Here is a 25,355-nt window from a genome sequence, read left to right on the forward strand (position 1 = left end):
GCGCACGACAAGCATCCGCATGGGATGACATGGCTTCGCCTCACGGCGTGGCCATGCCGGCCCGCGCACGCCCTATCCGCAGCACCCTGGAGACACCTGCACCATGAAGCCAGCCTCGCCGTCGCATGAACGCGGCGCTCACGTCCCTCACCTGAAGCGCACGCTCGGCCTGCCCTCCGTGCTCCTGTTCGGCCTCGCCTACATGGCGCCGCTGATCGTCTACGGCACCTATGGCGTGCTCGCCGGCGCGAGCCAGGACACTGCCGCCCTCGCCTACCTCATCGCGCTCGTCGCGATCGTGTTCACGGCGTTCAGCTACGGCAAGCTCGCGCGCCTCTTCCCGGTGGCAGGTTCGGCCTACACGTACACGCGCAAGAGCTTCAATTCGCATCTGGGCTTCATGATCGGCTGGGCCACGCTGCTCGACTACTTCTTCCTGCCGATGGTGATCTGGCTGATCGGCGCGGCTTATCTCGGCGCCGCATTCCCGAGCGTGCCCACGTGGATCTGGATCGTCGCGTTCATCGTGCTCACGAGCGGCCTGAACATCATCGGCATCGAACTCGCCGCGCGTTTCAACATCGTGCTGATGATCGTGCAGCTCGGCATCGCCGCCATGTTCGTAGTCCTGTGTTTGCACTACGCCTCCGCGGCGGCGGGTCCCGGCGGTCTCATCACGGCGCAGCCGTTCTTCCAGCCGCACGTGCCGCTTTCGGCCACGATGGCGGGCGCTGCGATCGCCGCGTACTCGTACCTCGGCTTCGACGCCGTTTCCACGCTCACCGAAGAAACCATCGAGCCGGAGAAGACCATTCCGCGCGCCATCGTGCTGATCGCGCTGGTGGGCGGCGCGATCTTCGTGATCGCCGCGTACACGCTGCAACTCGCGCATCCGGGCGCCGTGTTCAAGGACCCGGACTCGGCCGCGTTCGAAATCGCGCGCAAGGTGGGCGGCGACATCTTCGTGACGATCTTCCTCGCAGGCCTGATCCTCGCGCAGTTCGCCTCGGGCATCTCGGCGCAGGCGAGCGTGGGCCGTCTGCTCTACGCCATGGGCCGCGACGAAGTGCTGCCCAAGTCGATCTTCGGCTACATTCACCCGCGTTTTCGCACGCCCGCGCTCAACATCGCGATTGCCGGCGTGATCGGTTTGATCGCCCTGAAGCTCGATGTGGCCACCTCCACCTCGTTCATCAACTTCGGCGCGTTCCTCGCGTTCACTTCGGTGAACCTGTGCGTGATTCGCCAGTATTTCGGCGGCGCGGCCGGCACGCGTGGCTTCGGTTTCCTCGGCGGCCTCGTGTTCCCGCTGATCGGCGCCGTGACCGATATCTGGCTGCTGTGCAGTCTGGAAAAGACCGCCATCGTGCTCGGCGTGATCTGGTTCGTGCTCGGCCTCGCCTACCTCGGCTGGATCACGCGCTGCTTCCGCCAGGCCCCGCCGGAAATGGCCGTGTAAGCGAAACGCCGCATCCGTCCCGCTGCATGCAAAACGGCGGGCGTCCCTCACGGGGCGCCCGCCGTTTTTCATTGGGTCCGGCGCACGGAGCGCAACGCGCGCCCTCCGGCGCTCAGCTATCCAGGCCCGCCAGCCGCGCCGCGGCCATCACTTCGCGCTTGGTATCGAGAATATGCCGCTCGATCAGCGCCACCACTTCCTCCACATCGCGCCGCTTGCAGGCATCGACGATCGCGTAGTGGTCGCTTTGCACCTCGTTCTTCTCCGTATCGAGCGACATGCGCAGATGCGGATACCGGTTCGTCGTACTGAGGCAATACTCCTCGATCATCTTGCGCAGCCGCGAGTTGTTCGCGGGCGCGCACAGCGCGAGGTGGAACTGGCGGTTGCACTCGGCCCATTCGGCGGGCGAGGTAGCGGCGTCGTACGCCGCGAGAATGCGCTTCATCACGTCGATGTCGCCGGCCACCATGTTCGGCACCGCGAGCTTCGCCGCATAAGTCTCCAGCGCCGCGCGAATGTCGAGCAGCTCGCAGATCTCCTGCGTGGACATGGCGATCACCACCGCGCCGCGATTGAGCTGGTAGCTCACGAGCCCTTCGGCCTCGAGCTGGCGCAGCGCCTCGCGCACGGGAATACGGCTCGCGCCGAAGCGCTCCGCGAGGCTCTCCTGGCGCAGTTGCGCGCCGGGCGGCAGCACGCCGCGCAGGATCTCGTCACGCAACTGGTCGCGGATCGTCTGAGGCAGCGATCGCTGGTCTTCCTTGGCCTGCACTGTCGTCATGAATTTGCGGGCGCCGGGCGGACGAACGCCGACCGACGAAAAAGTATTGTCGTCAATATTTTTGCCTGCCAGAATTGGATACAATCCACCAAGTTCTGGATATTTAGACTGGTCGGACGGATCCGCCAGCCCTTCCCACTGTGCCGTGTCCTCGTCTGGAGACTGTATAGGTTGCTGTAAGCAACTGAAAACCAAGCAATTTTAACGTATCCACCGGGCCGTCCCGAGGCTGTTGCGTGCGCAACGGTATCGGGGGGCGAACCGCCGCCCGGCGGCCGGACTGTTTTGCTTCACCCCCTGCGCAACAAGGCACGCCGCGCGTTCCCAACGCGGTGCGGGCCCGGCTGCGCCCATGAAAAACGTAGAACGTTGAGGAGAGACCCAGGATGAACCCGAGCAAACACCCCCTGCGCCTGCGCGCCCCCGCTGTCCTTGCCGCCGTCGCGGCCCTGTGGAGCGCCGGCGCGCTCGCCCAGGCCACCGACGTGAAGATCGGCTTCGCCGCCCCGCTCACGGGCGGCCAAGCCCACTACGGCGCGGACTTCCGCAGCGGCGTGCAGATGGCGATCGACGACGAGAACGCCACGAACCCGACCATCGGCGGCAAGCCGGTGCACTTCGTGATCGACGCCTACGACGACCAGGCCGACCCGCGCACCGGCACGACCGTCGCGCAGAAGCTCGTGGACGACGGTGTTTCGGCCGTGATCGGCCACTTCAACTCGGGCACCAGCATTCCGGCCGCGCCGATCTACGCGAAGGCCGGCATTCCTGAAATTGCCACGGCCACGGCGCCCACCTACACGCGCCAGGGCCTGCCCACCACGTTCCGCCTCGTCACCTCCGACGCGCAGCAAGGCAGCGTGCTCGGCGAGTACGTCGTGCGTGACCTGAAGCTCAAGCGTTTTGCCGTGATCGACGACCGCACGGCCTACGGCCAGGGTGTGGCCGAGGAGTTCGCCAAGGCCGTGAAGGCGGCAGGCGGCACGGTGGTCGCGCAGGAGTTCACGAACGACAAGGCCGTGGACTTCCGCTCGATCCTCACGCACATCAAGGCGGCCGACGCCGACGCGATCTTCTACGGCGGCGCCGACACCCAGGCCGCGCCGATGCTCAAGCAGATGAAGACGCTCGCGATCAAGGCCACGCTGATCGGCCCCGACATGATGCATTCGGACGAGCTCATCAAGATCGCCGGTCCGGCGGCCGATGGCGCGCTGGCTTCGTCGGGCGGCAGCCCGCTCGAACAGATGCCGGGCGGCAAGAGCTATGTCGAGCGATACACCAAGCGCTTCAACAAGCCGGTCGAGCTGTACTCGCCGTACGCGTATGACGGCACGCGCGCCGTGATCGCCGCGATGAAGAAGGCGAACTCGACCGATCCGCACATCTATCTCGCCTCGCTCAAGGCGACCAACATGAAGGGCGTGACCACGAACGAGCTGGCCTATGACCAGTATGGCGACCTCAAGTACGGCGGCGTGACGGTCTACAAGGTCGTGAACGGCAAGTGGCAGCCGCTCACGACGGTCGGTACGAAGTAAGCCGACCCGGCGTCCATCCCGCCGCCGCGTTGCGGGCGCGGCGCCGTGTGGACGCATCGATTTAGCGCATCGCGCACAGGAACAGCCGGCGGTACCCGGCTGCGGCGCACGCCAGCGAGTCATCTTCTCCGCTCGCTGCCCCGTGCGCCGGGTTGACACGGGCTTTCGCGTTGGGCGAAAGCCCGTTTTTTTTGGTCGCGGCGCGGCGCGCGCCCGTCGATCCGCCTTCGGGCGCCTTTCGAAATCTCCGAAAAAAACGAGCATTCGGTCGTGCCCCAGGGAACCGAACTACAATGCTTGCCGTCCGATGCAATGCCGCATTGCCGCCCTGTTTGCCCCGAACATGTCCCGTTTTTCCAGAACCGTCTCTCTATTGCCCGTCCCGCCCGGTAAAGCCGCCCTTGCCGCAGTCGCGCTCGCGCTGACCGCCGCGCTTGGCGCCTGCTCCTCGGCCAAGCCCAACAGCTTTCAGGACGACCAGCTGCTGAGCAACGCGCCGAGCCAGTTCTCGCGCAGCTTCAACTACGCGAGCACCGACGCCTGCGAGGCGTCGCGCCGCGCGCTGCTGAGCCAGGGCTATATGACGACGATGTCGCGCAACGACACCGTCGACGCCACCAAGAACTTCCAGCCGACGATGGATCAGCACATCGTCGTGGAGGTGCACGTGGTTTGCACGCCGGGGGACGCGAGCAATACCAGCATGGTGTACGTGAACGCCGTGCAGAACGGCTATGCGCTCAAGAAGAGCGATACCTCGGCGAGCGTGGGGCTCTCGATTCTGGGGTCGGTTTCGCTGCCTATCCGCTCGAACAGCGACGAGATGGTGAAGATTTCGAGCGAGACGATCCAGTCGGGGCCGTTTTACTCGCGCTTCTTCGATCTGGTGGGGCGCTATCTGAGTACCGCCGCGCGCAGCGAGCCCGTGCCGGGCAGCGGCGCGATCAAGATCACGCCGCTGCCGCCGCCCGCCGAGCCGGTCACGGCAACGGCCAGCGCCGCGCCCGCCGCGATCACGGTCGGCTCGGCCGCGCCGGCCGCCGCTGCGGCGGCCGCTGCCACGGGTGCGGCCGTGCTGCACAACGCGGCGTTGCCCGCCACGCCCGTGGTAACGGCGCATCCGGCGGCTTCGGCGGCTGCGCCCGCGCCGGTCACTGCGACGCCCGCACCCGCGCCGGCCACATCGGCCGCGGCGCCCGCCGACCACGCCACGGCGGCCGCCGCCGCCATCATGGGCGTGCCGGTGACGCCGGCAAGCGCCCAGCCAGCGGCGTCTGCAACGAGTGTGAGCACTCACAATGCGGCGGCGCCCACGGCTGCCTCCGCACCGGTTGCGACGCCGGCAAGCGCCACTACGGCCGCGCAAACCCTCGCTTCGGCTGCCGCCGGAAATCACGCCGAAACCACGGCAACGGCCAGCCCTTCGGGCACGGCGGGCGCGAGCGCCGCACCGGCCACCGGCACGACCGCTACTACGCCCTGACCCGCACGGCCGGCGCCTAGCGCAAACCGGCCATCATCGCGCCCATTCCCACAAGCAGGCTGCCCATCAGCCGATTCACGGCGCGCATGCGCCGGGGCCGCTGCAACACGTGGCGCAGCCGGTGCGAGAACAGCGCCATCGACGCCACGCCGCCCGCGAACAGCACGGCGAACGTCGCCGCCAGCAGCAGGTACTGACGGTTGGCGCTCCACGGCGCGTCGGCGCTCATGAACTGCGGAAAAAACGACGGAAAGAACAGCAAGGTCTTCGGATTGAGCCCCGAGGTCGCAAAGCCGCGCCAGAACAAGGCGCGGCCCGTCGCGCCGTCCGCCTCCGGCGGAGCTTCCGCGCCCGCGAGCGAGCGGCTGCGCCATTGCTTGCAGCCGAGCCAGACGAGATAGGCCGCGCCCAGCCATCGCAAAACCGTAAGTGAATGCTCACTAATGAGCAGCAGCGAATTGAGGCACAACGCAGTCAGCACGAGTTGAAGCAGGACGGCAAGCGTGCCGCCCCAGACGCAAGGCAGCGCACCGCGCCAGCCGGCGTGGAGCGCCTGGCTCATCGTGAGCACGTTGACGGGACCGGGGGTATAGACGAGAACGAGCGCGGCGGCGAGAAAAGACAGATACAGCTGGATCGACATTTCGGATAGTTCTGGCGAAAACGGGTGACGAACGGCGCTCGGAGAATCGCAAACGGGCAACAAAAAACCGCGCCAAAGCGCGGTTTTCAAATGCCTTTTGCCCGACCGGACGCTGCTGACGACGTGATAAACGCGCGCAACGCCCGGTAGCCGCCGCAGGGTGCAACGGAAAATCGGCCCTGACGGACCACCGCGGCTTGTGGCTGCGGCGGCGCTCCCCACTGCGGGGAGGTGGCCGCGTGGGTCGTGCCAGGCAAGAAGGCATGTGGAAAATATACCGGGGAACAGCCTGTATAGGCTTCCTGTTTTCGGGTCAATAGCGTCGTTTTACGGAAGCTTGTTCCGCTAAAATAGCATTTCCCTGTACAGGATTCTTTTCCACCATGAGCCCTCGTGAACGCCCTGCCAAAACGCTCGACAACCAGGATCGCAAGATCCTGCGCGCGCTCCAGGAAAACGCGCGCCTTTCCAACGCCGAACTCGCCGAGCAGGTGGGCATGTCGACCACGGCGTGCTGGAACCGCACGCGCCAGCTCGAAGCCGACGGCTATATCGAAGGCTATGTCGCGCTCGTGAACCAGCGCAAACTGGGCTACGCCGACATCGTGATTCTGGAAGTCACGCTCGACCGCCATGAAGACGACGCGCTCGCGCGCTTCGGCGCGGAGCTCGCGGCGCTGCCCGAAGTGCTGGAAGCCTATCTGGTCTCCGGCGAGTACGACTACTGGATCAAGGTGGCCGTGGACGGCACGGCGGGCTACGAGCGCTTCCTGCGTGAAAAGCTCTATCGCATTTCGAGCATTCGTCACAGCCGGTCGATGTTCGCGTTGCGCTGCATGAAAGACGTGCCTTCGATGCAGGTGTGACGAACGCCGTTACTTCGGCGTCCGGATTGATTGCGTGACGCTCAACGCTGCACGATCAGCGTCACGCGGCGGTTCATCGCGCGGCTCGCGGGGTCGTTGCCGGCCACGAGCGGATAGTTGTCGGCGCGGCCGATGGCGGCCAGGCGGTGTGGCTCGATGCCCCGCTCGACGAGGTAGCGCACCACCGCGCCCGCGCGCGCCGAGGAAAGCTCCCAGTTCGACGCATATTTCGCGTTCGAGATGGGCGTGCTGTCGGTATGTCCTTCCACGAGAATGTTGCCCGCGGGCACCGCGCGCAGCACGTCGGCGATCCGGCCCAGCACGCCGAGCGATTCCGGCAGCAGCGCGGCGTCGCCCGCGTTGAAGAGAATCTTCGCGTTGATGCCGATCTCCACGCCGTGCGCCACCGGCACGATCGTGATCTCGCCGCGTTGGCGCAGCGCTTCGAGCGAGGCGAGCAAGGCCTGATCGGTGGCGGGCGGCTTCACCGCTGCCGCAGGCGCACCCTGCGTCGCCGATCGAATTTCGGATTCCTTATTCTTCGCGAGCTGCATGGCGTAGAGCGCGAGGAACAGCACCATCAAGGTGGTGATGAGGTCCGCATAGGAAATGAGCCAGCGGCCGGAGTGCGCTTCGCCGCCTTCGTCCTCGCCGTGATCGAGGCGGGCCGTGAGCGGCAGGTCTTTATCGGAAGGCATGTGCATGCTGAGTGGCCGGCGTGCGGGTCAGGCCGCGTGCGTTTTATCCAGCGCCCATGCGCCGGTTTCGGCGTGCAGCCCGCCAGCGACACCGCTCGCATTGCCGCCCACCTCGCCGGCAAGACGCGTGGCGATCGTGTGCGGCGACTCCTTGCGGGAAATGGCGAGCAGGCCGTCCAGATAGAGCTTGCGCAAGCGCAATTCGCTTTCGATGTGTGCGCGCATCTTGCCGTAAAGCGGCAGAAAAACGAGGTTCGCGAAAGCCAGGCCGTACAGCGTGGCGACGAACGCCACCGCAATGCCGGGCCCGAGTTGCGCGGGCTCGATCAAATGCCCCGTGACCTGAATGAGGCCGAGCACCGAGCCGAGAATGCCGAACGTGGGCGAATAGCCGCCTGCCTGCTGCCACACGCGCGCCGCCGCCATGTGCGTGCGCCCGCAGGCTTCGAGTTCGCGATTGAGCGCGTCTTCGAGCACGGCCGTCGACACGCCGCTCGCCAGCAGTTCCAGCCCGCGCCGCGCGAACGGATGAATGCCTTGCAGGTCCATCGACTCGAACGCAAGCAGGCCGTTGAGCTTGGCCTGATCGCCCCACTCCAGCACGGCGGCGAGGCTCGCCTCATCCACGCGCGGCGCTTTCACGAAGGCCGTGCGCAAATGCTTGATGGCGTCGAAAAAGCGCGCCCAGGTGTTCTGGATCATCACGGCGCCGAGCGTGCCGCCCAGCACAATGGCGAGCGCCTCGGGCTGAAGCAGCGTGACGAAGTGGCCGCCTTCGAGCGAAAAACCGGCCACGAGCGCCAACGCCCCGACTGCGATGCCGATCAGGGTAAGCAAATCCATGTGTTGCTCCGGATGAGGAATCGAGGGGCTTAACGCGCGCCGGGCGACTTGAGCGAACGCACGGCTTCGAGCAGGCGCTGCTCGATGTCCTCGACCTCCACGGGGTCGATCTTGATGTCGCGGCGCATGACCCACGACACCTCGTTCTTGCGCGCGTCGGCCATCACCGAAAGCAGGCGCTCGGACACCGCCTGGTCCTCGATCGAGGCGAGCAGTTTCGCGAGATCGTAGGTATCGAGCGTGCTCACGGCGTCGAACAGCGTGCGTTGATCGACGAACAGCAGGTCGTCGAGCGCCTTGATTTCGCCCGTGCCGCGGTTCGTGCGCTTCGAGAAATACGCCACGCCCTTTTGCTCGACGAAATTGAGCACCTTCGATTTGCGGAACGCGAACACCTCATCGGCGATCTCGGCGTGCGAGAGCTTGTTGAGAATGACCTTGCGCTCCACACCGATCAGCGTTTCCAGATCGGCCAGCTCGATCAGTTCGAGTTCGCTGTTGATCGACACGTCGAGATCGGCGTCGGCCACCTGCGCCGCGCGCTCCACGATGCGCACGGGGTCGAACGTCACCACCTGACGGCTCAATGCGCCCTCGGCGGCTGCCGTGCCGCTGCCCAGATGCGTGGCCTGCCCGCTTTGCACGGCGATGAGATTGAGCTTCTCCATGCGGCGCAGCATCGCCATCACGTGCGGGCGCGAATGGCCCGCCACCGCGCGGCACTTGTGGACCACGTCGGCAAGCGGCACGCTCACCTCCGCGGCCGCGGCGCCTTGTCGCGACCACGTGTCGCCGTCGGCGCGATCGGCGCGATCATTCGCGCCCGCGATCAACGCGAGCACGTGCGCGTACGAAAGCACGCCCGGCATGAAGTCGGCATGGGTATACGTGGCGAGCAGATCGTCCTTCGCCTTGACGCGCCGCGTGAGCGTGCGCACGACATGGCGCAGCAGCGGCGAAACGCGTTCGAGCTCGTCTTCGATGATGCTCGCGGGCACGACCGTCAACTGGCAGAAGCTGAGCGCCTTGGCCGTGTTCGGTCGCGGCTCGGCGCCGAGCAACGCGGTCTCGCCGAAAAACTCGCCACGACCCAGCGTGGCCATCACGACTTTCTTGTCGTCGCAGCGTGTGGAAATTTCGACCTTGCCGTCGGCGATCACGAAGATCAGCCGCTCGCCGGCAAAGCCTTCCGAATAAATGATCTCGCCAGGCGCCGCTGTACGCGACCATGTTTGACTGCGATTCAAGTTCTATCCCCGGAAAAACGTATTCATCGCGCGCAAGAGTCCTGTTTGCCCATGCGTCAGCGAAGTGAGTCCTATGTGCCGCGTTTACGGCTTTTTCCGCTGGGTTCTTGAATCGGTTTGCATAGACGGCATGCGTGGAAAGCCTGCCGAAAGCGGATGCGGCGAGTGCGCACTCCGGGATGTATCGCGCGTTTTGCACGCGCAAACGCTTGCGTGTTCGCGAAGCGCTGTAAAAGCGACCTTTACTGCACAACATGCGGCACATTGCGGCGGCGAGCATTGCGCCCGCCGCCGCGTCACCGCGCTTTCACGCCGCAAGCTTTCCTGTTGCGCCGTTGCTCACGGGCGCACTCACGCCCGCGCGCGCAAAGCGAAGCGCTTGCATCAGCGTTTCGTGCTCGCCCACGTGATTCGCGAGCAGCAGGATCAACTGCGCGTTGGCCGACTGGCTCTGCGCTTCGTCGAGGTCGCGATGCATGTCGATCAGCGCTTCATAAAAGTCGTCGGGCCGCGCCAGATTGGGTTGAGTGTTGAGCATGGTTGTCTCCTTCGATCTTCTATAGGCGCTATGCCGTGCCCTGCACGCACAGCGTCCGCTTGAGCGCGCGCTCCACACGAGCGGCGTCGGCGCGCCGCCAGCGTGCGCACACGTGCTGGTCCGGACGGATCAGATAGAACGCGCCGTCCTGCGCGCCATAACGTTGCGCCGCGAGCCCTTGCGCGTCGCGCAGCACCACGGTGGAGGCGGGCAGCCCCGCGGGCACCGCGGCATCGCCGTCGAGCATCACGATGAACTTGAGCGGCACCGGAGCGCGCGAGAGCGCTTGCAACGTGTCGAGCGTCGCGGTGTCGATGGCCGAACCCGTGCGGCTGAACAGGAGCCCCCCGAACCGGTCGCCCAGGTGCGGGAGCAGCCAGGTCTCCTGGCCTGCCGCATCGAGCACCGGCGCGTCCGCACACGAAGCGCCCGGTTCCATCTGGCCGCTGAACGTGTCCTCGTCGGGCGTGTTCAAGGTCGATTCACGCAGCACCGCCGGCACGGAAAGCCGGCCGCTGTTCACCAGTTGCCGCGCAAACGCATGCTCGCGGGCAAGCGTGAGCACGGCGTCGCGGAACACGCGGCTCACCGCGCTCTTGGGCGTGATGAAGTCGGTCGAGCGCGTGGAGTTGCGGATATTCTCATCGGCCGCGTATTCGCGCTCGCTGGCGTAGCTATTGAGCAGCGCGTCGGGTGCGTGGTTCTCCAGCACCATCGCGAGCTTCCATGCAAGGTTTTCGCTGTCCTGGAAGCCGCTGTTCGCGCCGCGCGCACCGAACGGCGAAACGAGGTGCGCCGAGTCGCCCGCGAACAGCACGTTGCCCTGGCGGAAACTGTCCATGCGCAGGCACGAGAACGTGTAGATGCTCACCCACTCCAGCTCGAACTTGACGTCGGGACCGAGCAGCGCACGCACGCGCGGAATCACGCGCTCGGGCGTTTTTTCGAGCACCGGGTCGGCGTCCCAGCCAAGCTGGAAGTCGATGCGCCAGACGTTGTCGGGCTGGCGATGCAGCAGCACCGACTGGTTGGGGTGGAACGGCGGATCGAACCAGAACCAGCGCTCAGTGGGGAATTCGGCTTCCATCTTCACGTCGGCGATCAGGAAGCGGTCCTTGAAGGTGCGGCCGTGGCTGTCGAGGCCGAGCATCTTGCGCAGCGGGCTGCGCGAACCGTCGGCGGCCACCGCGTAGCGCGCGAGCAGCGTATAGGGCCCGTCGGGCGTTTCGATTTCGAGCGCGACATGCGCGTCGTTCGAACCCGGCGTGCCGTGCTGCGCGACGCCCGTCACCTTGTTTTTCCAGCGGATTTCGAGGTTGGGCAGTTCCTGCGCGCGTTCGAGCAGAAAGCCTTCCACGTAGTACTGCTGAAGATTCACGAAAGCAGGACGATGATGACCGCTTTCAGGTAACAGATTGAACGTGTAGACGAGCTCGTCCTTGCGGAACACCTTGCCCACGTTCCAGCTCACGCCCTTTTCGACCATGCGCTCGCCGCAGCCGAGGCGGTCGAAAATGTCGAGTGAGCGCTTGGAAAAGCAGATGGCGCGCGAGCCGGTGGAAAGCGTGCAGTCGTCGTCCACGAGCACCACCTGCACACCTTGCTGCGCGAGGTCGATGGCCGTCGCGAGGCCCACCGGGCCCGCGCCGACCACCACGACCGGACGCACCTGCGTGGCGGCGTCCGGGGTTTGTTCGCTGCATCGCGCGTAGTCGAAGGTCAGCGTTTGATAGTCGATCATCGTTTTGTCTCCTGTCGGCCGGAATGAGCGCACGAGTGCTCACTCCGGTCCCCTGCCGCTGCCGATCGCCGCCCGCGCTCCAGCGCTGACTGCGATCCCAGGCAAGGCTGCGTCTCCAGCCTGTCAACCGTTACATCAATCCTGCAACGCGTCCCACATTTCCTTGTCGCGCTGCGCCGTCCAGATGCGCGGATGCGTGATGCCGCTCGCTTCGTCATAGGCGCGCGTCACGTCGAAAGGCAGGCAATGCTCGTAGATGAACACGTGGCCGAACTTCGGGTCCATCGCCTCGCGCGTGAGCGCCATCGCGCCCTTCAGGTCGAGCTTCTTTTCCACGGCGGCGCGGCCTTGCGCGAGCAGCGTGGTCACGAAGTCCTTCGTGTAGTCGAGGCCCTTGTTCACTTCCGCGGGGTTCAGCAGCGCGGGGCCACGGCCCGGCACGAGCTTTTCGGCGTTGAGCGAGCGCAGCGCTTCGAGCGTGGCGGGCCATTCGGCGAGCTGGGCGTCGCCGCAGTAGCAGGCCGCGTCGAACTCGACGAGGTCGCCCGAGTACAGCACCTTCTGCTGCGGCAGCCACACCACGGTGTCGCCCTTCGTGTGGCCCGAGCCCAGATGCGCGATCTTCACTTCGAGCTTGCCGAGGTACAGCGTGATTTCCTTCTCGAACACGAGCGTGGGCCACGTGAGGCCCGGCACCGTTTCGACGCCGGCGAAAAGGCGCGGGAAGCGCTCGATTTCCGACTTCATGTCGGCTTCGCCGCGCTCGACAATCATCTCGTACGTGCCGCGGCTCGCGATGATCTGCTGCGCGCCTTCCTTGAAGTACGCCGATGCGCCCAGCACGCGCACCGCGTGATAGTGCGAGAGCACGACATACTTGATGGGCTTGTCGGTCACCGAGCGGATCTTCGCGATGAGATCCTCCGCCATGGCGGGCGTGGCCGTGGTGTCGACGATCAGCACGCCGTCGTCGCCGATGATGACGCCCGAGTTCGGGTCGCCTTCGGTGGTGTACGCGTATGCGTTTTCCGAGAGCTGCGTGAAGGTGACCTTCTTTTCTTCGAGGTCGGCCTGGGATGCGAACGCCTTTGCCATGTTGAGTCTCCGTATTGAGGGGCTCTTGAAGCCAGGGCGGGGCGAAGCGCGCAGGGGCCGGGCGCATGAAGCGCCAGCCTCGTTGTCTCGCCCCGTTTTAAATTGAACTGACCGCTGTTGTGCCGGGGTGGAGCCATCATGGTCCTCCCGCTTTTATTTGTCAATAGCGAATTCTATCGTTATACGCTAATTTCTCGGCGCGCTACGCTACATGGCACGAAGCTAAGCGCGAAGGCGCCATGACGGCATTGCGGCCGCCGCCATCGTGCGTCGCCATTCAGTTAACATGGACCCTTTTTCAGCCAGAGAAAAGCGCCAATGAGACGTCGCAACGATAGCGCCACGGCCGCGCCGGAGCATGGCGCGCCACCGGGCCGCACGCAGCGCGGCATCCAGAGCGTGGAGGTGGGCGGCCGCCTGCTGCGCGCGCTCGCCGACGCACGCGCGCCGCTGGGCGCCACCGACCTCGCGGCGAGCGGCGACATCCCGTCGAGCCAGGCGCATGCCTATCTCGTGAGCCTCACGCGCCTCGGGCTCATCAAGCGCGACGCGCTCTCGGGGCGCTACGAGCCCGGCCCGCTCGCGCTGCGCCTGGGCCTGCTGCATCTCGCGCAGCAACCCGCGCTGCGCGAGGCCGTGCCACGCGCGGCCGCGCTCGCGCACTCGCTCAATTGCAGCGTCGCGCTGTGCATTGCCGGCCCGCAGGGCCCGACCATCGTGCGCTACGAGCACGCGAGCCTGCCGTTGCATGTGAACCTGCACGTGGGCACGGTGATGTCGCTGCGGGCCACGTCCACGGGGCGCGTGTTCTGCGCGCATCTCGCGCCCGACGCGCTCGACGACATCCTCGCACGGCAAACCGCGCAGCCGGTATGGCGCGGCACCCGCGGCGCGGCGGGCGCAAGCGCCGCGCCGCCGGAAAACCCGGCCCCGCCCGCGCCCGACGCCGCCTTCCTCGAAACGCTCGAAGCGATCCGCACGCGCGGCTACGAACTCGGCATCGACGCCCCCAGCCCCGGCGTGAGCAGCGTCTGCGTGCCCGTGCTCGGCCCGCAACGCGAACTGGGCCTTTCGCTCACCGCCATCGGCGCGAGCGGCGCGCTCGACGTGCGCCCGAACGGCGCGGTCGTGCGTGCGCTGCGCGACGCCGCCGCCGAAATCGCCGCGGCCGCTTTTCACACGACTCCGACATGCCCCGAGTAAGCGCCTCCCCCCCGCCCCCCGACGCATCGCCGACTGCCGGTGAAGGCGCCGCCACCGAAGCCGCCGACAAACCGCAGCGCGGCATCCAGTCGCTCGACGTCACGGGCGACCTGCTCGCCGCGCTCATCGCGGCAGGCACGCCCTTGCCGCTGCGCGACCTGGCCGCGGCCGCCGGCATGGCGCCCGCCAAGGCGTTCCCGCACCTGGTGAGCCTGCAAAAAATCGGTTTGCTCGCACGCGATGCGGCGGGCCGCTACGAGGCGGGCCCGCTCAGTCTCGAACTCGGCCTGATCGGCCTTGCGCGCCTTTCCCCCGTGCGCGAAGCCGATGCCGAACTGGTCGGCCTCGCCGCCGCCACGGCCATGAGCGTCGCGCTCGCGGTGCCGGGGCCGCTCGGCCCGACGGTCGTGCGTCTGGAAGAATCGGCGCTGCCGCTGCACGTGAGCCTGCGCCCCGGCACGGTGATGTCGCTCGTGAACACGGCGATCGGGCGCGTGTTCGCCGCATGGGTCGACGACGACGTGCGCGCGGCGCTGCTCGCGCAGGACGAACTGCGGCTCGCGGGCGCCAACCCGCGCGAAGGCACGACGCGCGACTATCTCGCACGGCTTGCCGCGATCCGCGCACAAGGCGTGGATACGGCGCTCGACAAGCCCATCCCCGGCATCAGCACCGTGACCGCCCCCGTGTTCGATCACACCGGCAGCGTGTGCCTCGTGCTCGCGGTGATGGGGCCTTCGGGCAGCCTCGACATCGCGCGTGAAGGCACGGCGGCGCAATTGCTGATCGCCGCCGCCGAACGCCTCTCGCGGCGTTTCGGCTATATGGAAGGCGCGGCGGCCGCGCCGCTATGAGCGCCCTCCTCGCGTCATACCAAAACCGCACGCCCACCTGATGAGAACCTGCCCATGAGCACGGCATCGCCCCGACCGGCCTTGCGCCGGATCGCCGACCTACCCTGCCCGCGCGGGCTGCCGCTGCTCGGCAATCTGCTCCAGCTTTCGCCGCCGCGCCTGCATCTGATCCTGGAGCAATGGGCCGCCGAACTCGGCGCGCCATACCGCTTCCAGGTGGGCAGCATCCCCATCACGATCTGGACCGATACCGAACTCATCCAGCAGATCATGCGCGAGCGACCGCATCGCTTCCGGCGCTATCAGCCGATCGAAGCGGTGTTCGAGGAGATGGGCTTCAACGGCCTCTTCTCCGCCGAAGGCGTGGCGTGGGAGCCGCAACGCAAGCTCGTGATGCAGGCGCTCTCCATTCCCAACATCAAGGCGTTCTACCCCACGCTGGCCGACATCACGCAGCGTCTGTACGCCCGCTGGCAGCGCGCAGCCGAAACCGGCGAGACCGTCGAGATGACCGACGACCTCAAGCGCTACACGGTGGACGTGACGAGCGCCCTTGCATTCGGCGAAGACCCGCGCACGCTGGAGCGCGACCACGGCGTGATCCAGGAGCACCTGGAGCGCATTCTGCCGGGCGTGATGAGGCGCACCAACGCGCTCTTTCCGTACTGGCGATATTTCAGGCTGCCTGCGGACCGCAAGCTCGACCAGTCGCTCGCCGAAGTGCACCGCTATGTGAACGCGATGATGGCGCGCGCCCGCGAGCGCATGCGCGACGAGCCGTCGGAAACGCCGCGCAATCTGCTCGAAGCGATGCTTTCGCAGCAGCAGACGCAAGGCGATACGTCCATCAGCGACGCACAGATCCGCGCGAATGTGCTCACGCTTTTGATAGCCGGCGAGGACACCACCGCCGATTCGATCGCCTGGACGCTGCCCTATCTCGCCGCCGACACGGCCTTGCAGCAGCATCTCGGCGAAGAAGCGTCAAAGGTGCTCGGCGATTCGACGGTGTGCCCCGATTACGCGGCGTTGAAAGACCTCGATATTTTCGAAGCGATCTGCATCGAGGCCACTCGCTTGCGCCCGGTGGCTTCGGTGCATTCGTTCGAGCCGCTGGAAGATGTGGTGGTCGACAACGTGGCGCTGCCCAAGGGCACGCGCATGTTCTTCGTGGCGCGCCCGGCCATGCTCGATGCGAAGCACTTTGCCGATCCGCAACGTTACGACCCGTGGCGCTGGATGAAACGCAATGAGCGTGAAGCGCGCGAAGCCGCCGACGAGAAAGCCCATGACGTGCGCGCGTATCTGCAATTCGGCGCGGGGCCGCGCGTGTGTCCGGGCCGCCATCTCGCGACGGTGGAAATGCGCCTCGCGCTCTCCATGCTGATGAAGTCGTTCACGATCGAACTGGCGATCGATCCGGCGAAGATTCAGGAAGTGCAGGCGTTTACGATGGTGCCGGATACGATGCCGGTGAGGCTCAAGCGGCGCGAAAGCCCTAACAGCGGCGGCTGATTTCCATCACCCGTCTTCGGGCGCACCGGGCGCACCAATGGCCGAAGCATCATCGGGCACGCCATCGCTACGCGCCTGCGCATCACGCACCTTTTCCATCACCTTCGGCCCGAGCCCGAGCGACACCCCGAGCGCGAGCGCATCGAGCACCGCGAGATGCGCGATGCGCACCACGGCGGGTGCATGTGCATCACTCGCGGCGGGCACGCGCAGCAAGAGCGGAATATCCACCACCCACGCGAGGCGCGAGCCCGCGCTCGTGAGCGCGATGGTCGTGGCGCCGCGCTCCTTCGCGATCTGAATGCTCTCGTTCACCTCCACGCTACGCCCCGACTGCGAGATCGCAAACGCGACGTCGCCCGGTTCGAGCAGCGCGGCGTAAAGGCGCTGCAAGTGCGCGTCCGTAAACGCGCTCGCGGCAATGTCCAGGCGCAGCATGCGCAGCGCCGCGTCCTGCGCAACCAGCCCCGAGCCCGCGCCCACGCCGAAGAAATACACACGCCGCGCGCTGCCGAGCGCCGCCACGGCCGCTTCGAACACGGCCGTATCGAGCGAGGCGCGCGCATGCGTCACGCCCTGCACGACCGACTCCGTCACCTTGTCGAGCAGCGCGCCGACTTCGCCGGCCCATGGCGCGCCGCCGGCCTCGCCGCCCGTCATCTCCGTGGCGAGTGCGAAGGGCACATTGCCCGCCGCGCTCTGCGCGAGCCGCATCTTGAAGTCGCGCAGGCCGTGCGCGCCCACCGCGCGGCAAAAGCGCGTGACGGAAGGCTCGGACACGTCCGCGCGCAACGCGAGTTCGGTGATGCTCGCGCGCATGGCGAAGTCGATGTCGGCTAGCACCATCTCCGCGACCTTGCGCTCGGCGGGACGTAGCGACTCCGCGACATTGCGGATGTGATGGATCAGGTTGGAGACCGGCAAGCTGTTATTCCCGTGGAAGGTACGAGGCGCCCGCTATCCAGATTACGATGCGAGCTTCCGCTTCAATCGAGCCGCTTGCCGCTTTCAGTATCGAACAGATGCAGGTGCGCCAAAGGCAACCCTAGCGTCATGCGCTGGCCCGGCGTGACATCCGGACGCGCGCGCGTGGTGACGCACCATGTCGTGCCGCCTATTTTCCCGTACAAGTGGGTCTCCGCGCCAGTCGGCTCGATCACTTCCACGTTGAACGGCACGTCCCCGCCCGCTTCGATGTGCTCGGGGCGCACGCCGAGCGTCACGCGCGCGCCCGTCTGCGTCTTGCCCAATATGGCTTCCGGCAGCGTGATGCGCACGCCGTCGTCGAGCACGAGCGCCGTGCCGCGCGCGTCGCTCATCAACGCGCCCTCGGCAAAGTTCATCGAAGGCGAACCGAGGAAGCTCGCCACGAACAGGTTGGCCGGCTTGTCGTAAAGGTCGAGCGGACGGCCGATCTGCTCGATGCGCCCCGCGTTCATCACGACGATGCGGTCGGCCATCGTCATCGCCTCGATCTGGTCGTGCGTGACGTACACCACCGTATTGCGCAGGCGCTGGTGCAGCGCCTTGATTTCGGTGCGCATCTGCACGCGCAGCTTGGCGTCGAGATTGGAGAGCGGTTCGTCGAAGAGAAAGAGCGAGGGCTCGCGCACCACGGCGCGCCCCATGGCCACCCGTTGACGCTGGCCGCCCGAAAGCGCGCGCGGCAAGCGCTCCAGATAACTGGAGAGATTGAGCATTTTCGCGGCGGCTTCGATGCGCGGCTTGAACGTGCCTTCACGCTCCTTGCGAATGCGCGGGCCGAACGCGATGTTGTCGTACACCGAAAGATGCGGGTAGAGCGCATAGCTCTGAAACACCATCGAGATGTTGCGCTGCTGTGGCGGCAGCGCATTCGCGCGCGTGCCGCCGATGGTGAGGTCGCCGCCCGTGATGTCTTCGAGACCGGCGATCATGCGCATCAACGTGGTCTTGCCGCAGCCCGAGGGGCCGACCAGCACGACGAACTCACCGTCTTCGATGTCGAGATCGACGCCATGCACGACCTGGGTTTCGCCGTAGCGCTTGTAAATGCCGTTCAGTTGTACCGCTGCCATGCTGTCCTCGTGTGCGTGAAGTCTTTTCAGGTCTTGCCAGGCCTTACCAGGTCTTGCCAGGTCAAAGCGGCGCGTGCGCAGCTCAGTACGGATCGAGCGTCAGCTCGTTCGCCATCTGCCGGTTACCCGCCATGAGGCCCGCGTCCACGGGCAGCGCCACGCCTGTGATCACACGCGCCTGCGGCGAGGCGAGAAACTGCACGGCGTCGGCAATGTCCTCGGGCGTGGCCACGTCGCCGAGCGGATACCATTTGCTTAGTTCTTCGAATATCTTCGGATGCTGTTCCACACGCGCGCGCCACGCGGGCGTCTTCACCGTGCCGGGGCAGACGATATTCGCGCGGATGCCGTGCGGCCCCAGTTCCATGGCGAGCGCCTTCGTGTAGCTCACGAGCCCCGCCTTCGCCGCGCTGTACGCGGGATGGCCGAGCGAGGTGAGGCCGTTCACTGAGCCGATCAACACGAGCGCGCCGCGCCCGCGCTCGATCATCGAGGCGCGCACGGCTTCGACCGTGTAGTAGGCCCCGTTCAGGTTCAGGTCGATGTCGCGCCGCCAGCTCGCGGCGTCGGTGTGCGCGAGCGTCGTGCCGAACGCGCCGCCCGCGTTCGCCACCGCCACGTCCACCGGGCCGCGCGCGGCCACGCCACGCGCCACCGCGCCGGCCACGGCGGCCTCGTCGCTCACGTCGGCGGCCAACGGCTCCAGCCGCGCGGCGCCGAATTCGCTCGCAAGCTGCTGCACGCCCGCCTCGTCGCGATCGAGCGCCAGCACCGTGTCGCCCGCCTCCAGAAACCGCTTGCACAGCGCGCGGCCTATGCCGCCGCTCGCGCCCGTCACCAGCACCACCCGGCTCATGTCGACTCTCCGTGCGGCCCGCCGGTCATGCCGGCAAACCTGAAAATTTCCTACATACCAGTGACGCGCGGCGGTTCGAGTTCGGGTTTATACCGACTGCACGGCGCTGCTGCATCGCATGAATTTCCCCTGTTTTACAGCATGTTATGCAAACTTCGACGGTCGAAACAATATCGAGATTACCAGGTGACAACGCTTTTTTCATCCTGTAGGATTTTTTCAAACAACGCAACCCAGCGGCCGGGAAAACGGCGGCGGCGGCGGCCACGGCAAGTACAAGGCAGGAAAAACCACCAAGGAGAGACAGAATGTCGTTTCAGGCACGTGCAACCAGCATGCTCGGCAAGCTCACCGTCGCGCTCGCGTTCGCGGGCATCACCGCCGCGGCGCACGCCGATACGGTCCGCGTGACCGTCGCGCACTACAGCGACGCCACCGCCCCGTACTTCGAGAAAATGGCCAAGCAGTTCGAGGCCGCCAACCCCGGCATCACGATCAAGATCGAAGACGTGAACTGGGACTCGTTGCAGCAGAAGCTGCAAACGGACATCTCCGGCGGCGCCAACGCCGACCTGGCGATCATCGGCACACGCTGGCTGCTCGACTTCGTGAAGGACGACATTGCCGAGCCGCTCGACCCGTACATGGACGCGAATTTCAAGGGCCGCTTCATCGGCCCCTTCCTCGCTCCGGGTCAGATCAACGGCAAGACCTACGGCCTGCCGATCGCCGCTTCGGCCCGCGCGCTCTACTACAACAAGGACATGCTCGCTTCGGTGGGTTATCCGGACGGCCCGAAGACCTGGAACGACGTGATCGACGCCTCGAAGAAGCTCAAGGCGAAGGGCATTGCGGGCTTCGGTCTGCAAGGCAAGGAAATCGAAACCGACGTGTACTACTACTACGCGCTGTGGACCCACGGCGGCGAAGTGGTGGGCAAGGACGGCAAGGCGGCGTTCAACTCGCCCGCCGGCGTGAAGGCCGCCACGCTCTACAAGACCATGATCGACGAAGGTCTCACGCAGCCGGGCGTGACGGGCTACAGCCGCGAAGACGTGCAGAACCTCTTCAAGCAGGGCCGCGTGGCGATGATGATCTCGGCGCCGTTCCTCGCCAAGCAGCTCAAGAAGGAAGCCCCGAACATCAAGTACGGCATCGACCCGATCCCGGTCGCCACGACGCCCGCAACCTATGCCGTGACCGACTCGATCATGATGTTCAAGAACTCGAAGGTGAAGAAGAGCGCCTGGAAGTTCCTGGACTACCTGTTCACGAAGGAGCCGCGCGTGCAGTTCACGAGCACGGAAGGTTTCCTGCCGACCACGAAGGCCGAGGCAACCGACCCGGTGTTCCAGGACCCGGACACGAAGGCGTTCATCGCGCTGCTGCCGCACGCGAAATTCGCGCCGACCGTGACGGGCTGGGAAGACACCGCGAAGGCCGTGACCAACGCGATGCAGTCGATCTACCTCGGCAAGGCCAAGCCAGCTGACGCGCTGAACCAGGCAGCCACCGAAGCGAACAAGTCGCTCGGCAAGTAAGCCTTCCTGACGGCAAACCCGGCGCGCGCCCGCAGTTCCCGGCGCGCGCCGCAACGCCTGAGAACCGACGTTTCGAAGCCCTGACGATTCGACATGACTACGGGTCCCCTGAAGCCCTCGCCCGCCGCTGCGGCTGCGAGCGAAGCCCCCGACCGAACACGCGCACGAACCCGCATGAGCCGACTACCCCGCGCCGTTGCCGCGCCCCGCGCACCCTGGCTCCTGATCGTGCCGAGTCTCGTGCTCGCGCTCTTCATCATCAGCTATCCGATCTTCAACATCGTGTACCAGTCGCTGCACGATGTCTCGCGCTTCGGGCAGATTCGCGACTTCACCGGCCTGCAAAACTTCTATAACGTGTTCGACGACCGGGTGTTCATGAGCGCCCTGAAGAACACGCTGATCTGGACATTTTTTGTCGTGGTGGGCACCGTGCTGATTTCCGTGCCCGTCGCGCTCGTGCTCAACCAGGACTTTTACGGCCGCGGCATTGCGCGCACGATCGTCATGCTGCCGTGGTCCGTCTCGCTCACCATGACCGCCGTGGTGTGGCGCTGGGCGTTCAACGACGACTACGGCATGGTCAACGTCACGCTGCAACGCCTCGGTCTCACGAGCGGGCCGATCCACTGGCTCGCCACGCCCGAGTATGCGTTTCCTGTCGAGATCTGCGTGGGCATCCTGGTTTCGATACCGTTTACCACCACGATCCTGCTCGGCGGCCTTTCCTCGGTGCCGGGCGACATCTACGAAGCCGCGCGCATCGACGGCGCGAGCGCCTGGCAGCAGTTCCGCCAGCTCACGCTGCCGCTGCTCAAGCCGTTCATCAACATGGCGATCCTGCTGAACGTGATCTACGTGTTCAACTCGTTCCCGATCATCTGGGTGATGACGCAAGGCGGCCCCGACGACAGCACGCATATTCTCGTGACCTACCTCTACGAACTCGGCTTCCGGTTAGGACGACCAGGCGAAGCGGCCGCCGTCTCGCTCATCATGCTCGTGATCCTGTTCGCGTTCTCGGTGGTTTATCTGCGCTTGCAGGCCAGGCGTGGCGACGCCGAAGGAGACCTCGCATGAACCGCAAGCTCAAACGCTCGTTCTGGTGCTGGCTTGCGCTCTCGCCGCTGGTCGTGGCCGTGCTGTTTCCGTTCGCGGTGATGTTCTTCACCTCGTTCAAGCCCGCTTCGGAAGTATTCGTTTATCCGGCGCGCTGGCTGCCCATGCAATGGCGCTGGCAGAACTATGCCGACATGTGGCAGGCCGCGAACTTCGGCGTCGCGCTGCGCAACAGCATCGTGGTGAGCTGTCTTTCCACGGCGCTCGCGCTCGCGGTGAGCCTGCCCGCCGCCTATGCGCTCGCACGCTTCCGGTTTCGCGGGCGCGGGCTCTACCGCCAGTTCCTGCTCGTCACGCAGATGCTCTCCCCCATCCTGCTGGTGGTGGGCCTGTTCCGCCTCGCCGCGATGATTCCGTATGGCGACGGCAATCTCGTCGATTCGAAGATCGGCGTGATCGTCTCGTACGCGGCGTTCAATATCGCGTTTGCCGTGTGGATGCTCTCGTCGTATTTCCAGACCGTGCCGCGCGATCTCGAAGAGTCCGCATGGCTGGAAGGATGCAGCCGCACGGGTGCCGTGTTCCGCGTGTTCCTGCCGCTCGCGGTGCCGGCCGTGGTGGTGACGGCGATCTTCACGTTCATCAGCGCGTGGAACGAGTTCGCCGTGGTCTACACACTGATCCGTTCGCCCGAGAACAAGACGCTCACGGTGCAGGTGACCGACATGGTGGCCGGCAAGTACACCGTGGAATGGCAACTCGTGATGGCGGCGACGCTCGCGGCCACGCTGCCGGTTTCGGTGGTGTTCGCCTGGCTTCAGCGCTATATGGTGAAAGGGCTGGCGCTTGGCGCGGTCAAGTAAAAACGCTCCGCTGCGAATCGAAACGAAAACGACGGGCGCAAGCCCGTCGTTTGTTTGATGGCGACGCTAAATGGCGGAGTGATCGCGCAAATCAGCGCGCAAGATAGTCGTGCACCACTTCACCGAGACCCAGCGTGAGGTCCGCGATCAGGTGCCGCGCCTCGACGATCTCCAGCACCGGCAGGTCGGCGACGGGCGCGAGCGCGTGAGGCACGAGATGCAGCGCGGCCGGGCCCGTCCAGGCGCCCTTCATGCGGATGTCCTGCAAGTGATAGCGCACGAGTTCGCACACGCGCGCCGAGCCGTCCACATGCGGCACGATCTTGAGCAGATAGTTCGGCCCCGCGAGGCGTGCGCCCTGTTCCGCCAGATCGAGCTCGCGATGCTTGTAGCCCATCGTGCCGATCGCAATGCGCACCGGGCCGTAATCGAGCGTGCCGACCAGGGTGTCGGAGTGCGGAGCGAGCGTGGGCGTCGCCAGCTTCTTGGGGAATCCCCAAAGCTCGCGGCCGCCGGCGATCGGCGGATGGTCGTCGAGATACATCGAATGCGTGTAGCTGCCCGGCTTGCCGTCATACATCACCGGAATCACCTGGCCGCTTTCCGTGTAGTCGCCGAAGCCCGTTGAGTCCGGCATGCGGATGAACTCGTAGCTCACGAGCGGCTCGACCACTTCGAGCGGCGCCGGCACGACCTTGCGCAAGCGGTCCATGTCGGTGCGATAGGTGATGATGAGGAACTCGCGATTGACGAACTTGTACGGACCCGGCGGAAAGGCGGGGTTCGTGAACGGCATCGCGAAAGCTTTGGACGGGATGTTTTGCATGAGCGGTCTCACGATAGGTGCGAACGAGCGACTGCGTTCAAACGCGATACTCGACGTTGACTGCCGGCAGCCGGTTCCGATGAACAGACCGGCGCACCCACGGCGACACGCACCGGCCAGATACCAGTTGTATCACTCATACGAAGGAAAGCGCCGGGCGTGAGGGTGTTGCGCCCGCTGAAATTGCGGCGGGAACCCGCTCGCGAGTATAGGAACCGACCATCCGACAGTCTGTCGTCAATCAGTGACGATTTGAGGACGGTTAAAGACCTGGTCGAAAGTCGCCCGGCATCAGGCGCCGCGCAGCGAATCGCGCGGGCGAAGCATTACAAACGCCTTTGCGTACGCTTGCAATTGCAGGGGCCATTGCTACGCAAACGTCAGCTTATTTGCCCAGTTCGTGCCCGATCACCCCGCCCGCCACTGCGCCGCCCACGGTGCCGACCGCGCTGCCGTTGGTCGCCCGGTTGCCGACATAGCCGCCGGCCGCGGCGCCGCCCAGCGTGCAGGCGCTCGCGCCCAGTGCGGTGAGGATGACGGTGACGACGAGAGAAGCGCGTGCCGCGCCGATGCGTCGAAGCCAGTTCATCGCCGTATCTCCTGATCGATGGTGGTGGCGTTCTACGCAGCAAGCATCGTGCCGCGCCCGTCGCTCAACCGTGATGCAGGTGCAGCAGGATCAGCGTGAGCGTGACAAGCGACCCGAGCGTGGAGTGCAGGATGGTGCGCGACGTGACGTGCGCTTCACGCCGGTAATACTCGGCGAGCATGAACGGCCCCGTGCCCGTGGGCAGCGCCGCGAGCAGCACCGCGATTTCCACGAGTTGGGGCGGCAACGCGAACACGCGATCGGCCAGCCACCAGGTGAGCGCGGGCTGCGCAACGAGCTTCGAAAGCGTGAGCCACCACGAAGATTCGCGCGGCGCGTCCGAACTCGCGCGGCGCTCGGCGAGGAAAAGACCGAGGCTCACGAGCGCGCACGGGCTGGCCGCGCCGCCCAGCAGCTTGAGGAACGTTTCCGCGCTCGCGGGCAGCGTGACGTGCGCCGCCGAGACGATCGCACCCAGCGCGGGCGCGACCAGCAGCGGATTGCGCAGGAGCGAGCGCACCACCTTGATGGCGAGGCGGTGCGGCCGCCGCTCGCTCTGCAAGCCCGTTTCGATCAGCACGATGGCGATGGCGAACAGCACGCAGACCACGAGTATCGTCGCGATGGTCGTGGGCGTGAGGCTGGCCGGCCCGAACGCGATCATGCACAGCGGAAAGCCCACGTAGCCCGTATTCGGATACGCAGCGGCGAGGCCGTCGATGCTCGCGTCCGCGAGCGGACGGCCGAGAAACACGCGCGCGCCCACCACGGCGATGAATACGACGAGACCCGCCAGGCCGAACGCCGCAAGAAAGCCCGGCTGATATAGCTCGTGCCACGTTGCGTGCGCAAGGATATCGAATAGCAACGCGGGCAGCGCGAGCCAGACGACGAAGCGGTTGAGTTCGGAAGCGGCGGCGGGACCGAGCACGTTCGTGCGGCGGCACGCGAAGCCCGCGAAGATGAGGCCGAAAACGGGCAGGAGGATGGAAACGGCGGAGAGCATCGAGGTTCGTGAATGCAAAGCGCGCGGACCTGCCGCGCGCCAGGA

24 protein-coding genes are annotated in these 25,355 nt (G+C 65.9%); 10 read left to right on the top strand and 14 right to left on the bottom strand.

The genetic code is table 11. The features are described from left to right. Positions 1-103: 103 nt before the first annotated feature. The gene (locus C7402_RS26470) at positions 104-1,459 is read left to right on the top strand and encodes an APC family permease (RefSeq protein WP_116612756.1); all 1,356 of its coding nucleotides are present in this window, start codon (positions 104-106) and stop codon (positions 1,457-1,459) included. 112 nt (positions 1,460-1,571) lie between these two features. Here the strand turns inward: C7402_RS26470 and C7402_RS26475 are convergent, their stop codons facing one another. Further along, entirely contained in the window at positions 1,572-2,243 is a 672-nt protein-coding gene (locus tag C7402_RS26475; protein ID WP_112171114.1) for a GntR family transcriptional regulator, read from the bottom strand. Between the two features lie 386 nt (positions 2,244-2,629). Here C7402_RS26475 and C7402_RS26480 point away from each other — a divergent pair, with 386 nt between their 5' ends. Together C7402_RS26480 and C7402_RS26485 are read left to right on the top strand one after the other, a co-directional pair. Then, positions 2,630-3,787: a branched-chain amino acid ABC transporter substrate-binding protein gene (locus C7402_RS26480; RefSeq protein ID WP_116612757.1), complete on the top strand. Its 1,158-nt coding sequence runs from the start codon at positions 2,630-2,632 to the stop codon at positions 3,785-3,787. Between the two features lie 373 nt (positions 3,788-4,160). Continuing rightward, a complete protein-coding gene (locus C7402_RS26485; RefSeq protein WP_244314946.1) occupies positions 4,161-5,270 on the top strand; it encodes a DUF2242 domain-containing protein in 1,110 nt (369 codons plus the stop codon). A gap of 16 nt (positions 5,271-5,286) precedes the next feature. Here C7402_RS26485 and C7402_RS26490 read toward each other — a convergent pair whose 3' ends face one another. After that, entirely contained in the window at positions 5,287-5,913 is a 627-nt protein-coding gene (locus tag C7402_RS26490) for a LysE family translocator (RefSeq protein ID WP_112170858.1), read from the bottom strand. A gap of 383 nt (positions 5,914-6,296) precedes the next feature. On the opposite strand from C7402_RS26490, the gene C7402_RS26495 reads away from it, so the two are divergent. Then, positions 6,297-6,779: an Lrp/AsnC family transcriptional regulator gene (locus tag C7402_RS26495; protein ID WP_112170857.1), complete on the top strand. Its 483-nt coding sequence runs from the start codon at positions 6,297-6,299 to the stop codon at positions 6,777-6,779. Positions 6,780-6,820: 41 nt separating this feature from the next. Here the strand turns inward: C7402_RS26495 and C7402_RS26500 are convergent, their stop codons facing one another. The 6 genes from C7402_RS26500 to C7402_RS26525 form a co-directional block, all read right to left on the bottom strand. Beyond that, on the bottom strand, positions 6,821-7,477 hold the full coding sequence (locus C7402_RS26500; RefSeq protein WP_112171112.1) for an OmpA/MotB family protein: 657 nt from the start codon (positions 7,475-7,477) through the stop codon (positions 6,821-6,823). 27 nt (positions 7,478-7,504) lie between these two features. Further along, complete coding sequence (locus C7402_RS26505; protein ID WP_116612758.1) at positions 7,505-8,320, bottom strand: flagellar motor protein; 816 nt, start codon at positions 8,318-8,320, stop codon at positions 7,505-7,507. A 29-nt stretch (positions 8,321-8,349) separates the two neighbouring features. Further along, positions 8,350-9,567: a Crp/Fnr family transcriptional regulator gene (locus C7402_RS26510; protein ID WP_112170855.1), complete on the bottom strand. Its 1,218-nt coding sequence runs from the start codon at positions 9,565-9,567 to the stop codon at positions 8,350-8,352. A gap of 307 nt (positions 9,568-9,874) precedes the next feature. Beyond that, positions 9,875-10,105 (bottom strand): DUF2783 domain-containing protein, encoded by a 231-nt coding sequence (locus tag C7402_RS26515; protein ID WP_112170854.1) that lies wholly within the window; start codon positions 10,103-10,105, stop codon positions 9,875-9,877. Between the two features lie 28 nt (positions 10,106-10,133). Then, on the bottom strand, positions 10,134-11,846 hold the full coding sequence (locus tag C7402_RS26520) for an FAD-dependent oxidoreductase (protein ID WP_116612759.1): 1,713 nt from the start codon (positions 11,844-11,846) through the stop codon (positions 10,134-10,136). Positions 11,847-11,981: 135 nt separating this feature from the next. Further along, entirely contained in the window at positions 11,982-12,941 is a 960-nt protein-coding gene (locus C7402_RS26525; RefSeq protein ID WP_112170852.1) for an MBL fold metallo-hydrolase, read from the bottom strand. A 318-nt stretch (positions 12,942-13,259) separates the two neighbouring features. On the opposite strand from C7402_RS26525, the gene C7402_RS26530 reads away from it, so the two are divergent. From C7402_RS26530 to C7402_RS26540, 3 genes are read left to right on the top strand one after another with little or no spacing between them, the layout of a single operon-like run. Beyond that, positions 13,260-14,144 (top strand): IclR family transcriptional regulator, encoded by an 885-nt coding sequence (locus C7402_RS26530; protein ID WP_116612760.1) that lies wholly within the window; start codon positions 13,260-13,262, stop codon positions 14,142-14,144. Further along, entirely contained in the window at positions 14,132-14,998 is an 867-nt protein-coding gene (locus C7402_RS26535; protein ID WP_116612761.1) for an IclR family transcriptional regulator, read from the top strand. Before C7402_RS26530 ends, C7402_RS26535 begins: the two co-directional genes overlap by 13 nt. Positions 14,999-15,052: 54 nt before the next feature. Further along, a complete protein-coding gene (locus tag C7402_RS26540; RefSeq protein ID WP_116612762.1) occupies positions 15,053-16,513 on the top strand; it encodes a cytochrome P450 in 1,461 nt (486 codons plus the stop codon). Positions 16,514-16,519: 6 nt separating this feature from the next. Here the strand turns inward: C7402_RS26540 and C7402_RS26545 are convergent, their stop codons facing one another. The 3 genes from C7402_RS26545 to C7402_RS26555 form a co-directional block, all read right to left on the bottom strand. Further along, positions 16,520-17,437 (bottom strand): MurR/RpiR family transcriptional regulator, encoded by a 918-nt coding sequence (locus C7402_RS26545; protein ID WP_116612763.1) that lies wholly within the window; start codon positions 17,435-17,437, stop codon positions 16,520-16,522. Positions 17,438-17,499: 62 nt separating this feature from the next. Then, positions 17,500-18,570, bottom strand: a complete 1,071-nt coding sequence (locus C7402_RS26550; RefSeq protein WP_116612764.1) for an ABC transporter ATP-binding protein — start codon at positions 18,568-18,570, stop codon at positions 17,500-17,502. Positions 18,571-18,652: 82 nt separating this feature from the next. Beyond that, on the bottom strand, positions 18,653-19,426 hold the full coding sequence (locus C7402_RS26555; RefSeq protein WP_116612765.1) for an SDR family oxidoreductase: 774 nt from the start codon (positions 19,424-19,426) through the stop codon (positions 18,653-18,655). 308 nt (positions 19,427-19,734) lie between these two features. Here C7402_RS26555 and C7402_RS26560 point away from each other — a divergent pair, with 308 nt between their 5' ends. The 3 genes from C7402_RS26560 (at position 19,735) to C7402_RS26570 (ending at position 22,889) form a co-directional block, all read left to right on the top strand. Continuing rightward, a complete protein-coding gene (locus C7402_RS26560) occupies positions 19,735-20,967 on the top strand; it encodes an ABC transporter substrate-binding protein (protein WP_112170845.1) in 1,233 nt (410 codons plus the stop codon). Between the two features lie 174 nt (positions 20,968-21,141). Next, complete coding sequence (locus tag C7402_RS26565; protein WP_116612766.1) at positions 21,142-22,047, top strand: carbohydrate ABC transporter permease; 906 nt, start codon at positions 21,142-21,144, stop codon at positions 22,045-22,047. Beyond that, complete coding sequence (locus C7402_RS26570) at positions 22,044-22,889, top strand: carbohydrate ABC transporter permease (RefSeq protein WP_112170843.1); 846 nt, start codon at positions 22,044-22,046, stop codon at positions 22,887-22,889. The genes C7402_RS26565 and C7402_RS26570 overlap by 4 nt, the downstream gene beginning before the upstream one ends. Before the next feature lie 91 nt (positions 22,890-22,980). Here C7402_RS26570 and C7402_RS26575 read toward each other — a convergent pair whose 3' ends face one another. The 3 genes from C7402_RS26575 to C7402_RS26585 all read right to left on the bottom strand — a co-directional run bounded on the left by C7402_RS26575 (position 22,981) and on the right by C7402_RS26585 (position 25,310). Further along, entirely contained in the window at positions 22,981-23,715 is a 735-nt protein-coding gene (locus C7402_RS26575) for an acetoacetate decarboxylase (RefSeq protein WP_116612767.1), read from the bottom strand. Between the two features lie 385 nt (positions 23,716-24,100). Then, a complete protein-coding gene (locus tag C7402_RS26580; RefSeq protein WP_116612768.1) occupies positions 24,101-24,304 on the bottom strand; it encodes a glycine zipper 2TM domain-containing protein in 204 nt (67 codons plus the stop codon). A gap of 64 nt (positions 24,305-24,368) precedes the next feature. Beyond that, positions 24,369-25,310: an AEC family transporter gene (locus C7402_RS26585; RefSeq protein WP_116612769.1), complete on the bottom strand. Its 942-nt coding sequence runs from the start codon at positions 25,308-25,310 to the stop codon at positions 24,369-24,371. Between the last annotated feature and the right edge of the window lie 45 nt (positions 25,311-25,355).

This window comes from Paraburkholderia unamae (assembly GCF_003096875.1).
GTDB classification, from domain to species: domain Bacteria; phylum Pseudomonadota; class Gammaproteobacteria; order Burkholderiales; family Burkholderiaceae; genus Paraburkholderia; species Paraburkholderia unamae.

Coding starts and splice junctions, on each gene's coding strand:
- C7402_RS26470 (WP_116612756.1), top strand. CDS start 104: ATGAAGCCAGCCTCGCCGTCGCATGAACGCGGCGCTCACGTCCCTCAC.
- C7402_RS26475 (WP_112171114.1), bottom strand. CDS start 2,243: ATGACGACAGTGCAGGCCAAGGAAGACCAGCGATCGCTGCCTCAGACG.
- C7402_RS26480 (WP_116612757.1), top strand. CDS start 2,630: ATGAACCCGAGCAAACACCCCCTGCGCCTGCGCGCCCCCGCTGTCCTT.
- C7402_RS26490 (WP_112170858.1), bottom strand. CDS start 5,913: ATGTCGATCCAGCTGTATCTGTCTTTTCTCGCCGCCGCGCTCGTTCTC.
- C7402_RS26495 (WP_112170857.1), top strand. CDS start 6,297: ATGAGCCCTCGTGAACGCCCTGCCAAAACGCTCGACAACCAGGATCGC.
- C7402_RS26500 (WP_112171112.1), bottom strand. CDS start 7,477: ATGCCTTCCGATAAAGACCTGCCGCTCACGGCCCGCCTCGATCACGGC.
- C7402_RS26505 (WP_116612758.1), bottom strand. CDS start 8,320: ATGGATTTGCTTACCCTGATCGGCATCGCAGTCGGGGCGTTGGCGCTC.
- C7402_RS26515 (WP_112170854.1), bottom strand. CDS start 10,105: ATGCTCAACACTCAACCCAATCTGGCGCGGCCCGACGACTTTTATGAA.
- C7402_RS26520 (WP_116612759.1), bottom strand. CDS start 11,846: ATGATCGACTATCAAACGCTGACCTTCGACTACGCGCGATGCAGCGAA.
- C7402_RS26525 (WP_112170852.1), bottom strand. CDS start 12,941: ATGGCAAAGGCGTTCGCATCCCAGGCCGACCTCGAAGAAAAGAAGGTC.
- C7402_RS26530 (WP_116612760.1), top strand. CDS start 13,260: ATGAGACGTCGCAACGATAGCGCCACGGCCGCGCCGGAGCATGGCGCG.
- C7402_RS26535 (WP_116612761.1), top strand. CDS start 14,132: ATGCCCCGAGTAAGCGCCTCCCCCCCGCCCCCCGACGCATCGCCGACT.
- C7402_RS26540 (WP_116612762.1), top strand. CDS start 15,053: ATGAGCACGGCATCGCCCCGACCGGCCTTGCGCCGGATCGCCGACCTA.
- C7402_RS26550 (WP_116612764.1), bottom strand. CDS start 18,570: ATGGCAGCGGTACAACTGAACGGCATTTACAAGCGCTACGGCGAAACC.
- C7402_RS26555 (WP_116612765.1), bottom strand. CDS start 19,426: ATGAGCCGGGTGGTGCTGGTGACGGGCGCGAGCGGCGGCATAGGCCGC.
- C7402_RS26560 (WP_112170845.1), top strand. CDS start 19,735: ATGTCGTTTCAGGCACGTGCAACCAGCATGCTCGGCAAGCTCACCGTC.
- C7402_RS26565 (WP_116612766.1), top strand. CDS start 21,142: ATGAGCCGACTACCCCGCGCCGTTGCCGCGCCCCGCGCACCCTGGCTC.
- C7402_RS26570 (WP_112170843.1), top strand. CDS start 22,044: ATGAACCGCAAGCTCAAACGCTCGTTCTGGTGCTGGCTTGCGCTCTCG.
- C7402_RS26575 (WP_116612767.1), bottom strand. CDS start 23,715: ATGCAAAACATCCCGTCCAAAGCTTTCGCGATGCCGTTCACGAACCCC.
- C7402_RS26580 (WP_116612768.1), bottom strand. CDS start 24,304: ATGAACTGGCTTCGACGCATCGGCGCGGCACGCGCTTCTCTCGTCGTC.
- C7402_RS26585 (WP_116612769.1), bottom strand. CDS start 25,310: ATGCTCTCCGCCGTTTCCATCCTCCTGCCCGTTTTCGGCCTCATCTTC.